The following is an 11,187-nucleotide window of genomic DNA, read 5'->3' as shown; positions in this document are numbered from 1 at the left end:
ACAGTTAATGAGAATTTTATCACCCTCGAAGTTATCTTTTCAGGTCTTGTTGCGGCAATCGCATGGAACCTTTTAACGTGGTGGTTTGGTATTCCTTCTTCCTCTTCACACACGCTGATCGGAGGATTTTTAGGAGCAGCTTTAATGCACGCTTTTATGATGGATTACCACAACGTTGCAGCAGCACAGCCGGAATTGGGGACTTGGGAAACCGTAAAGGCAGCCGCTTCGCAGGTAACACACCAGAGCGTTGTGAAATTTGACAAGGTAATCCCTATTTTCCTTTTCATTTTCATGGCTCCGATTATCGGGATGATTATCTCAATTATCATTACTTTAATTATTGTTCATCTTTATAAAAGATCAAACCCGCACAAAGCAGACCAGTCTTTCAAAAAATTACAGCTTGCTTCTTCTGCGCTTTTCAGTTTAGGACATGGTCTTAATGACGCACAGAAAGTAATGGGAATCATTGGAGCAGCATTAATTTACTATCATGTTGAAATGCTTCACGATCCGATTTATTTAAATCTTGAATCAGCAGCACGTTTTGATTATTTCGCACAGCATTATATCTGGGTTCCTCTGGTTTCGTTTATCGCGATCGCTTTAGGTACAATGAGCGGTGGATGGAAGATCATCAAAACCATGGGAACGAAAATTACAAAAGTAACTTCTCTGGAAGGAGTAAGTGCTGAAACAGCAGGTGCTATTACGTTATTTATTACAGATCACTTCGGGATTCCTGTTTCTACCACACACACGATTACAGGTTCTATTATCGGGGTTGGTCTTACTAAAAGAGTTTCTGCCGTAAGATGGGGAATCACCGTAAGCCTTCTTTGGGCATGGGTTCTTACCATTCCGATCTCTGCAATTGTTGCAGGAATTACTTACCTTACAGTAACTGCATTATCTTAAACAACTGAGATTATTCAAAATAATAAAACTTTGCCCGAAAGAGCAAAGTTTTTTGTTTTCTTAAAGTTAAAATTTTTATTAATTTTATATAGATTAAATTACAAGCTATGAGTACCGCAGAATTACAGATAGACCTGATTAATCAGATCACAGGCATTACCAACAAGGCAAGACTAAAAGAGCTATTGCAGCTTCTTCAATTTCAAAACGATGAAGAAATCTACGTAACCAATGAAGAAGAAAAAAAAGCAGTTTCGGAAGCAAGAATAGAAATAAAAGAAGGAAGTGTTTTATCTGATGAAGATTTTCAGAAAGAAATCAATGCATGGCTAAACAAATAATCTGGACAAAAAGAGCCAGCAATGAATGGCTAGATATTCTTCAGTATTGGATTAACAGGAACAAATCAAACTCATTCAGTATAAAGCTTAATAATTTAATCAAAAATAATTTAGAATTACTTTCTGAATTTCCGGATATTGGAAGAAAGACAGATATACCAAACGTTTCCGTAAAGATTGTTCATAAATACCTTCTCTATTACGAATGTGTAGATCATAAAATTTATATTCTCACCATTCGACATGGAAGTAAAAATCCGGATACGGTTCAATTAAAATAATTTTTGACTTAATAATAAATCTTCACTCTTAAAACGGTGAGGATTTTGTTTTATAAAGCCCTGAAAAATTGTATTTTTGTTCAAACTATTAGAATTTATGGAATTTTTAGACAGATATCAGCAGATTGTTGCGGATGCCATTACCAAATATACTTTTAAAGATAAACCAACTGAACTTTACGAGCCTATGAACTACATTATTTCGCACGGAGGAAAGCGTCTTCGTCCGATCATGGTTCTAATGGCCTGCGATTTGTTTGGAGGTGATCTTAAAGAAGCTATAAAGCCGGCTCTGGCAATTGAATTTTTCCATAACTTCACCCTGATCCATGATGATATTATGGATGAAGCTCCGTTAAGAAGAAACAAACCGACGATTCATACGCTACACGGAATTAATGTCGGAATTCTTTCAGGAGACGGACTGATGCTGAAAGCCTATAAATTTTTCGAAGACCTTGAACCTGAAATTTTCAAAGCGTGTATCAGAATTTTCACGCATACAGGATTGCTTTTATGCGAAGGTCAGCAATATGACATCAATTTTGAAACTCAGGAAAACGTAACGTTTGATGATTACATCAGAATGATTACCTACAAAACCGGAGTTTTAAGTGCTTCTTCTTTTGAAATCGGAGCATTGATTGCAAAAGCAAACTTCAAAGATGCGAAATCAATTTTCAACTTCGGAAAACACATCGGAATTGCATTTCAGATCATGGATGATTACCTGGATGTTTTCGGAGATCAGGCACAGTTCGGTAAAAAACACGCCGGAGATATTTACGAAAACAAAAAAACCGTTCTTTACCTGATGGCGAGAGAACACGCTACGGAAGAAGAAAGAAAAGAGCTGGATTACTGGTACTCTAAAAAGACCGATAACATCGATAAAGTTTACGGTGTGGAAAAGATTTTCAGAAGAACAAAAGTAGACGAAAAAGCTTTACGTCTGATCGAAAAACATAACGAAATCGGACAAAGCTATCTTCAGAAAATTGATATTCCGGAGGAAAAAAAGAAACCGTTTGCTGAACTTGCCAATTATTTATTGAGAAGAGAATCATAATTTGATAATTAGTCAATTTGAAAATGAGTAAGTATAAATCTTAAATTTTCAAATTGACACATTCTCAGATTTTCAAATTGATTAAATGAAATTCAGAACCGAAGTTGATATTAAAGAATCGCAGAAGAAGATTGAAGTTGAAGATAGAATATTTTCGATCGGTTCCTGTTTTGCCTCTGAAATGTCGGATCTTTTTCAGCAGGGACAATTGCAGACCATCAATAATCCTTTTGGGACGATTTTCAACCCTTTTTCAATCAATAACGCGGTAAAACGACTTCATGATGCCGAATTTTATCATGAAGATGAACTGATTACCTTTAACGATGAATTTATTTCCCTGGATCATCACACAAGTTTTGACACAAGATATGTTCATCAGACGTTACAGAAAATAAATTCCGGTCTTGAAGAAGGAAATTCCTTTCTGCAAAAATCCAATTGGGTGATCATCACTTACGGAAGCTCATTTATTTACGAATTTACGCCCAAAAACAAACTCGTTGCCAATTGTCACAAAATCCCTCAGAAATTCTTTGAAAAAAGACTTTTGACCTTTCAGGAAATTACAGATTCTGTGTACAATACAATTCTGAACCTTAAAGATATTTGTCCGGATGATGTTCAGATTCTATTTACCGTTTCTCCGGTTCGTCATACCAAAGACGGAATGATTGAAAATCAACTGAGTAAATCTAAACTGATCACGGCAATTCATGAGATGATCGATGAGCTGGATTACTGTCATTATCTTCCGGTTTATGAAATTTTAATGGACGATCTCCGCGATTACCGTTTTTACAAAGAAGACATGATTCATCCTAACCATCAGGCAATTAATTATATTTTCGAAAAATTCGGAAATGCTTATTTTTCGGATGACACAAAAGATTTCATCAAAGAAAATTTTAAAATTCACAAAGCGTTGGAGCATAAAACCAGCGACGAAAAAGATCCGAAATACATCGAATTTAAAGAGAAATTAAACCTAAGAATTGAAGCTCAGCGAAAAAAGGTAAAGCATAAAATCTTTCCCAATGATTGATTTCAAAAAGATCGACTATCTGAAACATGGAAATGAAAAGCAGAAAAGAGCTCATGAAGTTTTAACGAAATATCAGATTCTTGAAAAACTGAAGGATTATTCGCCCATTTTGACAGGAACTATTCCCATAGAAATTGATATTGAAGATAGTGATCTGGATATCATCTGCGAAGTAACAGATTTTACTGAATTTGAGAAATCGCTTTCTGAAATGTTCTCTGAATTTGATTTAAAAATTGAAAAAATCACGGTAAATAATGAACAAGCCACTGTTTTAAATTTCAAACTGGAAGAATTTCCCATAGAAATTTTCGGACAAAACAAACCTGCAACCGAACAGAACGCTTACCGACACATGATCGCTGAATACAAAGTACTACAGGAAAAAGGAGAAGATTTTAAGCAGAAAATAATAAAATTAAAAAAACAGAGCATCAAAACGGAACCCGCTTTCGGCATCTTGCTGAATTTGGAAAATCCTTACGAAGACCTGTTAAAAATGATATAAAAATGATTGACACACATACACATTTATACGCAGAAGAATTTGATGAAGACAGAAAAGAAGCCATTCAGAGAGCTTTAAATAAAGGAATTACAGAATTTTATCTTCCGGCAATCGATTCGGAATCTCATGAAAAAATGCTTCAGCTAGAAGCAGAATATCCGGAACATATCTTTTCGATGATGGGACTGCATCCCTGTTACGTAAAACCGGAATCCTGGGAAAAAGAACTCGAAATTGTTAAGAATTATCTCGATCAAAGGTCTTTTCCCGCCATCGGAGAAATCGGGATCGATCTATACTGGGATAAAACCACTCTTGATATTCAGGTGAAAGCTTTTGAACAGCAAATCGACTGGGCAATTGAAAAAGATCTTCCTATCGTAATCCACACCAGAGAAAGCTTTGATGAAACTTTTGAGGTTCTGGAAAGAAAAAGACATCCGAAACTGAGAGGAATTTTTCATTGTTTTTCAGGAAATTTAGAACAGGCAAAACGAGCAATTGAACTGAATTTCATTTTAGGGATCGGAGGTGTTGTAACCTTCAAAAATGGTAAAATAGATCAGTTTCTGCATGAAATCCCTTTGGATAAAATCGTTCTGGAAACAGATTCGCCTTATCTCGCTCCGGTTCCGCACAGGGGAAAGCGCAACGAAAGTTCATATCTTGATCTGGTTGCCGGAAAACTGGTGGATCTTTACAAAGTGGATTTTTCGGAGATTGACAGAATTACTACTGAGAATGCAAAAAAAATATTTAGCAGCAATTAAAATCAATCCTAAAAAGGTATACTATAAAATAACTGTCATTTAAACATGAAAGCCTTCTAACCAGAAGGCCTTCATTATTTATTCTTTAATCTATAAACTCCAAACACGAAATCACTGGGATGGATTTTTAAGAGCTGATCTTCCAAATGAAAAACTTTAGCAAGAATTTCGCTTTTTTCTTCGTCCATCTCTACAAAATGGTGTGCTATATCTTTGAGTGCGCTTTGCAAAATATTATTGCCAAAAGATTTTTCTTCTAAGACATTAAATTTTTTATGAATCGAAGGCAATATGCTTTCAGAATCAGCACATTCAGAAGGGTCGGCGATAATCATTCTTAAAAGCCCTGAACCGGAATAATGATTTTTATAAATTTCTGTTTTAAAAATTTTCCGGTACTTCTTAGGAATAAAATCAATGGCTTTATTAATATATTCTAATTGCAAGTCAGAATACTGAAGTCGGTTTTTCCCAACATATTCATTAATAACAAGATAACCCTCAGATTTAAGATTTTTAATCACAATTTTATCAAGAAACTCACTGATCCTATCAAAATGATGCAAAGAGGCATGGAAAAACACCATATCATAATCGTTTTGATCAAAATTATGTGTTAGTATATTTTCAGCAAAGAAGAAAATATTGTTAAGCTTTTTATCGTCTGCAGTTCTTTTTGCTGTTTTCAAGAGTTCATCGGAAAAATCATAACAATGAATTTCCCAGTGAGGATTTAATTCAGCAAGTTTTAATTCATGACTGCATACACCGGTACCTAAAGCCAATACTTTCAGCGTTTTCTTTTCCCGGAAATAATTTTCCGTAGATATTCTTCATAGATAATCTCTTCGCTTCCCGTAATTAATTTATTGCATCTTTTTTTAACAGCAGGAATTATCCAAAAATTAGAGGATTGAATTTTCTGTTCATTAAAAGCACTCTGAGTTCTTTTATACGAATTGAAATTTAATTTTGATAATAAAAAAGGGAGTTTTCTTTGATGAAATTTTATATAAATATCTTTTAAATCTTCAATGGTAATAATTCTCATGAATAACTTTTTAAAACGAATGATCCTACAAATTTAGGAATTATAAAAATGCCTTAAACTTTGTAAAAACAGATTATTTCTTTCTTGTAAAATTTTTATTCTTAGGCTTTTTAAAGCCCACTGATGCAGCTCCGTTATCCGGCTTTGCCTTATTTCGGCTGAATTTTGAAGAATTTCCTCTTACCTGTTTCGGTTTTTCCGATCCTGCGGCAACAGGCTTATTATTGGAATCTCTTTTCTGGGCAACAAGGTCATCTGTATGAAACGGATGGTTTTTAACCACCGGAATTTTCATTCCGATCAGTTTTTCTGTATTGCGAAGATTGAGAAGATCCAGCCCGTCCACAAACGAAATAGAAGTTCCTTCCGCTCCTGCTCTACCTGTTCTTCCGATTCTGTGAACATAGGTTTCGGAAACATCAGACAACTCAAAATTAACAACGTATTTAAGCTCATCAATATCAATTCCTCTCGCTGCAATATCTGTAGCCACCAAAACTCTGGTCTTTCCTGATTTAAAATTATTTAAAGCATTCTGACGGGCATTCTGAGATTTATTTCCGTGAATAGCCTCTGTTGTAATATTATCTTTCTGAAGTTTTCTGGCAATTTTATCGGCACCGTGTTTTGTTCTTGCAAAAACCAATACAGAATCAGAAATATCGTTCTTTAAAATGTGCGTTAAAAGATTCAGTTTATTATCTTTTTCCACAAAATAAACTGATTGTTTAATGGTTTCTGCGGTAGATGAAACCGGAGTTACTTCTACTTTTACAGGATTATTAAGAATAGAATCTGCCAGTTTCTGTATTTCTGAAGGCATGGTTGCAGAGAAAAACAAAGTCTGTCTTTTCTGAGGTAAAAGCTTAATGATTCTTTTCACATCATGAACAAACCCCATATCCAGCATTCTATCCGCTTCATCTAGTACAAAAATTTCAAGATTTTTTAAGCTGATGATTCCCTGAGCAATAAAATCCAGAAGTCTTCCCGGTGTTGCTACCAGAATATCAACTCCTTTTTTTAATGCAGCTTCCTGATTTCCCTGCTTTACACCTCCAAAAATTACGAGATGTTTTAATGGTAAATATTTTCCGTACGCCTGAATATTTTCTTCAATCTGAATCGCCAGTTCTCTTGTAGGCGTTAAAATCAAAGCTTTAATATTTCTGTTGGGGAATTTGTTCTGAGCAAGATTCTGAAGGATAGGAATGGCAAAAGCCGCCGTTTTTCCTGTTCCTGTCTGAGCGCAACCCAAAAAATCTTTACCTTTTATAATTTCCGGAATGGATTTCTCCTGAATCGGAGTCGGGTTGGTATATCCTTGTTCCTGAATTGCTTTTGCAATAGGATCAATTAAATGTAAGTCTGTAAAATTCAAATAAATTGTATTTAATAATTAAAACAAAATTCCTTCAAAATGAAGGAATTATATTTTGCAAAGGTAGCTTAAATATTTTAATTAATTATTTTACTTTTGTCCATTGCTGACTGGTTCTTAAATCCTCAAAAAACCTATACAATTTCTCAAGTTTTTCAGTTCCCTTTTTGCCATAATCTTCAACATGTTTTGAAGCTCCGTCTGTAAAACTTATTCTCAAATGGGAAGTGGGAAGATCTGTAATATTTCGCTCGCCATATTTTTCATTGAGATTTTTTACATCTGAGCCATCCAATAAAGCAATTAATATATTATAATCTTCCTGTTTTATTGTCCCTTTAAAAGTTCCTTCACGAGGTTTATCGAACTCGCCTTTTGAAAATCCTTTTGAAAAATTAAAGTGTTCTGCTTCAAATACAGCCGTTCTGTCAGGATTTACTGTTATTTTAAAAATAGGACAGGATCCGAAACAAGCGCCTGCTTCATATTCAATTTTCGAATATTTTGATCCGTTTTTCTGAGAAGTACACGAAAATAAAAAGATAAAAGCCAAAAGGCTTAATAAATATTTCATAGCTTACATTTGAAGAGTTTCTTTCAATAATTATTCCAAATATAAAAAGGTATTCGGATAAATTTTTGTTATTTTGACAATTGTAATTTTCTGATATGTATAATTTCCTCAAATCTGTTATTAAAAGTTTTATTCCTCAAAATGTTCTCGTAAAAAATGAAGAAAATTTTAGAAAAATCTTAAAACCTTTATATCAAGGGAAAAACCATCAGTGTAATGTATGTGAAACCCAGCTTAAAAATTTTGCAAAACTTAATAATGGAGATTTGATCTGTCCTGTCTGCGGGAGTATTTCCAGAACACGAAGGTTATATAAAATTTTGACAGAGGAATTTATGACTTCTAATATTACAGTACTGGATTTCTCACCTTTCAGAATATTATACAGAAAATGGAAAAAGAAAACCAACATACAATATTTTGCCACAGATTTCGGAACTGATTTTATAGCTGACTACCGCTACGATATTACTGATATTGACTGTAAAGACGAAACTTTTGATCTCATTATTTGTTATCATATTTTGGAACATATTGTAGATGATAAAAAAGCAATGAGTGAACTCTACCGAGTTTTGAAAAAGAGTGGAACAGTCTTAATTCAGACACCATTTAAAGATGGGGAAATTTATGAAGATTATTCTATCGTTACGGAAAAAGAGAGATTAAAGCATTTCGGGCAGGAGGATCATGTGAGGATTTATTCCGTTGAAGGTTTAAAAGAGAGATTACAAGACTCTGGCTTTTTCGTAGACGTGAAAATTTTTGAAAAAAATAATTATTACGGGTTCTCACAGGGAGAAAAATTATTAATTTGCAGAAAGTAAAATTTCGAGTAATTTGACCAAAAAGCTAATAATTTAAATCAAAATTTATATTTCTTTTTATATTAAATTTTAAAATTTAACCATGAAAAAAACAATTATTCTACTTTCTGCTGTATTAGGTTTTACAGCAAACGCTCAATGGAGTTTAACTGGGAATTCAGGAACTAATCCTTCAAGCAACTTTATTGGAACTACAGACAACACTTCTTTGGTTTTTAAAACTAATAATCAGGAAAAACTGAGAATTAATCCTGATGGAAGATTTGTATTCTTAAATCTTTCTTCAACTGGTCAGATTTGGGACAAAAATTTATTTTTCGGAGGTGGTGTAAATAATGCTACAAGTATTCTTAATACGGTTTTTGGAATTGGGGCTTTTACTCAAAATACAACTGGTGGTGGAAATACTGCTATTGGAAGTAATGCAATGTCCATATTATCAAATGGAAATTCCAACACAGCGGTTGGTTCAGGAGCTATGAATAATAGTCAATCCGGCTCAGACAATGTTGCAATAGGAACAAATGCTTTGGAATCCTTTATTTCCAGTTCTGGGAACACCGCTATTGGTTCTCATGCCATGGCTTATGGATCAACCGGTATTAATAATACTGCTATAGGTGTAAGCGGTTTGAGATATCTTAAAAGTGGTACCGCTAATGTATCTGTAGGCAGCGAATCGTTTAGAGCATTAGATAATGGCTCCAATAACATTAATCTAGGCTACTCTAATGCAAGATATATTACATCTGGAAGTAACAATATATTTATAGGAACGAACATTGTTCCATACAATGCGACGTCGCCAAACAATGAGTTAAATATAGGCAATTGGATTGTAGGAAATAACGGAACAATCGGAATCGGGCAGTTTACCAATCAGTTGCCCGCAGATGGAATCGCTGCTGATGGTGAAAAATATAAACTTTTTGTAAAAGACGGAATTAAAACTGAAAAAGTAAAAGTAGATATTGCTGCTAATAACGGATGGGCAGATTATGTTTTTGAGAAAGGTTATAAATTAATGCCATTAAATAGTGTTGAAAAATTTATCAAAGAAAACAGACATCTTCCGGAAGTTCCTACAACAGAAGAAGCTATTAAAAATGGTATTGAACTTAAGGAAATGAATATTCTACTTCTGAAGAAGATTGAAGAACTTACGCTTTATACCATAGAGCAACAGAAAAGAATTGAAACGCTTGAGAAAAAAGTTAAATAATTAATTATATAAAATTAAAAACATGAAAAAGTTTTATATAACAATTATAATGACTTTATTGCCGATACTGATATTTTCGCAAGGTGAAAATGACAATTGGTATTTTGGAAACTATGCCGGTGTAAGGTTTGATGGTACAACAACAACTCTAGTAGATAGTCAAAGAAGCAGTTTGTGGGCGAGTGGAACAGTAAGTGATAATAATGGCAATTTATTGTTTTATACAGATGGTACCCAAATAAGAAATCGAGAACATCAGGTGATGGAAAATGGTTTGGGTATTAATAACGGGATAAGTCCTTGGCAGGTATCTATTGTAAAACACCCTGGAAAACCAAGTCAATATTACGTTTTTGTAAGTAATTTTCCGTATGACGCAGTTTCCTATTCGCTTGTTGATATGTCTTTAGGAGCTGTAAGTAATGGAGTTCCTTTAGGTAAAGTTGTTGATGGACAAAAGAATGTAACGCTTTATAACGATATGGGAAATTCCTATGCATCTTACGGTGTAACTGTTGTCCCTCACGCAGATGGAAAATCTGTTTGGGTATGTTTTCCAATGGATGTTAAGATGTATAGTTATTTGGTGGATAATACAGGGTTGCATAGTGTTCCGTCTGTAAGTAATATGAATATTACCGCCCCTATAAATTATTACAATTCTAAAGTAACTTCTTCACCTACTATTAATTCAAGTTTTTCGAATTACATAAGTCTTGCTGTATGGTTAGGATCTTTACATGAATCTAAGGTAATGTCATATAATAATTCAATTGGAAAAGTAACAAACGATTATTTGCTGACAATTTCAAGTTTACATCCCACAGTTACAGAATTCAATAAAGACGCATCTATTCTGTATGTAGGCAATAATGCAACAGGGAGTATTTTAGCAATAGATATGCTTAATTCGACTACATCCGTTGTATATAATCAAATTTACAATAATTCAAATTTAGAATGTTATGCTATTCAAAGAAATAAATACAATGATATTTATATAAGTTATGATAATAGAGGATATCTAAGTAAGATTTATAACCCGGATGTTTACGGAGGAAGTAGTGTAATCCTTGATGCTGTGAATCTTCAAGGAAAAACTACTACAAAAACTTTACCTTCATTGCTTATTACTGGAAATGATTCTTGCCCACCTGTTTTTGATCTTATTACCGAACCTAATGTATATTTTACTTA

13 protein-coding genes and 1 pseudogene are annotated in these 11,187 nt (G+C 33.8%); 10 read left to right on the top strand and 4 right to left on the bottom strand.

The window, feature by feature from the left end; translation table 11 throughout:
* The 7 genes from WFK35_RS15485 to WFK35_RS15455 all read left to right on the top strand — a co-directional run.
* Window positions 1-921, top strand: a 921-nt coding sequence (locus tag WFK35_RS15485; RefSeq protein WP_336733354.1) for an inorganic phosphate transporter, incomplete at its 5' end; no start/stop codon positions are given.
* 107 nt (window positions 922-1,028) lie between these two features.
* Window positions 1,029-1,262 (top strand): hypothetical protein, encoded by a 234-nt coding sequence (locus WFK35_RS15480; protein WP_185209558.1) that lies wholly within the window; start codon window positions 1,029-1,031, stop codon window positions 1,260-1,262.
* Complete coding sequence (locus WFK35_RS15475; protein ID WP_087712446.1) at window positions 1,247-1,543, top strand: type II toxin-antitoxin system RelE/ParE family toxin; 297 nt, start codon at window positions 1,247-1,249, stop codon at window positions 1,541-1,543. The genes WFK35_RS15480 and WFK35_RS15475 overlap by 16 nt, the downstream gene beginning before the upstream one ends.
* 97 nt (window positions 1,544-1,640) lie before the next feature.
* Window positions 1,641-2,612 (top strand): polyprenyl synthetase family protein, encoded by a 972-nt coding sequence (locus tag WFK35_RS15470; RefSeq protein ID WP_214588982.1) that lies wholly within the window; start codon window positions 1,641-1,643, stop codon window positions 2,610-2,612.
* Window positions 2,613-2,697: 85 nt separating this feature from the next.
* Window positions 2,698-3,657: a GSCFA domain-containing protein gene (locus tag WFK35_RS15465; protein ID WP_336733353.1), complete on the top strand. Its 960-nt coding sequence runs from the start codon at window positions 2,698-2,700 to the stop codon at window positions 3,655-3,657.
* Complete coding sequence (locus WFK35_RS15460; RefSeq protein ID WP_336733352.1) at window positions 3,650-4,165, top strand: DUF4269 domain-containing protein; 516 nt, start codon at window positions 3,650-3,652, stop codon at window positions 4,163-4,165. The genes WFK35_RS15465 and WFK35_RS15460 overlap by 8 nt, the downstream gene beginning before the upstream one ends.
* A 2-nt stretch (window positions 4,166-4,167) precedes the next feature.
* Window positions 4,168-4,935: a TatD family hydrolase gene (locus WFK35_RS15455; RefSeq protein ID WP_336733351.1), complete on the top strand. Its 768-nt coding sequence runs from the start codon at window positions 4,168-4,170 to the stop codon at window positions 4,933-4,935.
* Window positions 4,936-5,009: 74 nt separating this feature from the next.
* Here WFK35_RS15455 and WFK35_RS15450 read toward each other — a convergent pair whose 3' ends face one another.
* From WFK35_RS15450 to WFK35_RS15435, 4 genes are all read right to left on the bottom strand, one after another.
* Complete coding sequence (locus WFK35_RS15450) at window positions 5,010-5,720, bottom strand: methyltransferase domain-containing protein (RefSeq protein ID WP_336733350.1); 711 nt, start codon at window positions 5,718-5,720, stop codon at window positions 5,010-5,012.
* Between the two features lie 5 nt (window positions 5,721-5,725).
* Complete coding sequence (locus WFK35_RS15445) at window positions 5,726-5,986, bottom strand: hypothetical protein (protein ID WP_336733349.1); 261 nt, start codon at window positions 5,984-5,986, stop codon at window positions 5,726-5,728.
* A gap of 73 nt (window positions 5,987-6,059) precedes the next feature.
* On the bottom strand, window positions 6,060-7,367 hold the full coding sequence (locus WFK35_RS15440; protein ID WP_336733348.1) for a DEAD/DEAH box helicase: 1,308 nt from the start codon (window positions 7,365-7,367) through the stop codon (window positions 6,060-6,062).
* Between the two features lie 85 nt (window positions 7,368-7,452).
* Entirely contained in the window at window positions 7,453-7,941 is a 489-nt protein-coding gene (locus WFK35_RS15435) for a DUF6438 domain-containing protein (protein WP_336733347.1), read from the bottom strand.
* A 95-nt stretch (window positions 7,942-8,036) separates the two neighbouring features.
* Here WFK35_RS15435 and WFK35_RS15430 point away from each other — a divergent pair, with 95 nt between their 5' ends.
* The 3 genes and pseudogenes from WFK35_RS15430 to WFK35_RS15420 all read left to right on the top strand — a co-directional run.
* Complete coding sequence (locus tag WFK35_RS15430) at window positions 8,037-8,768, top strand: class I SAM-dependent methyltransferase (protein WP_336733346.1); 732 nt, start codon at window positions 8,037-8,039, stop codon at window positions 8,766-8,768.
* 82 nt (window positions 8,769-8,850) lie between these two features.
* Window positions 8,851-9,990 carry a hypothetical protein gene (locus tag WFK35_RS15425; RefSeq protein ID WP_336733345.1) on the top strand — a complete coding sequence of 380 codons (1,140 nt, stop codon included), beginning with the start codon at window positions 8,851-8,853 and terminating at the stop codon, window positions 9,988-9,990.
* A gap of 22 nt (window positions 9,991-10,012) precedes the next feature.
* Window positions 10,013-11,187 (top strand): annotated as a pseudogene (locus WFK35_RS15420) (hypothetical protein); the annotation flags it as partial.

It is taken from the genome of Chryseobacterium sp. VD8, assembly GCF_037149975.1.
GTDB lineage: Bacteria > Bacteroidota > Bacteroidia > Flavobacteriales > Weeksellaceae > Chryseobacterium > Chryseobacterium indicum.
The sequence above is the reverse complement of the archived record's forward strand: the minus strand, read 5'-3'. Positions and strand labels throughout refer to the sequence as shown.

Coding starts and splice junctions, on each gene's coding strand:
- WFK35_RS15430 (WP_336733346.1), top strand. CDS start 8,037: ATGTATAATTTCCTCAAATCTGTTATTAAAAGTTTTATTCCTCAAAAT.
- WFK35_RS15480 (WP_185209558.1), top strand. CDS start 1,029: ATGAGTACCGCAGAATTACAGATAGACCTGATTAATCAGATCACAGGC.
- WFK35_RS15475 (WP_087712446.1), top strand. CDS start 1,247: ATGGCTAAACAAATAATCTGGACAAAAAGAGCCAGCAATGAATGGCTA.
- WFK35_RS15470 (WP_214588982.1), top strand. CDS start 1,641: ATGGAATTTTTAGACAGATATCAGCAGATTGTTGCGGATGCCATTACC.
- WFK35_RS15435 (WP_336733347.1), bottom strand. CDS start 7,941: ATGAAATATTTATTAAGCCTTTTGGCTTTTATCTTTTTATTTTCGTGT.
- WFK35_RS15465 (WP_336733353.1), top strand. CDS start 2,698: ATGAAATTCAGAACCGAAGTTGATATTAAAGAATCGCAGAAGAAGATT.
- WFK35_RS15455 (WP_336733351.1), top strand. CDS start 4,168: ATGATTGACACACATACACATTTATACGCAGAAGAATTTGATGAAGAC.
- WFK35_RS15425 (WP_336733345.1), top strand. CDS start 8,851: ATGAAAAAAACAATTATTCTACTTTCTGCTGTATTAGGTTTTACAGCA.
- WFK35_RS15460 (WP_336733352.1), top strand. CDS start 3,650: ATGATTGATTTCAAAAAGATCGACTATCTGAAACATGGAAATGAAAAG.
- WFK35_RS15445 (WP_336733349.1), bottom strand. CDS start 5,986: ATGAGAATTATTACCATTGAAGATTTAAAAGATATTTATATAAAATTT.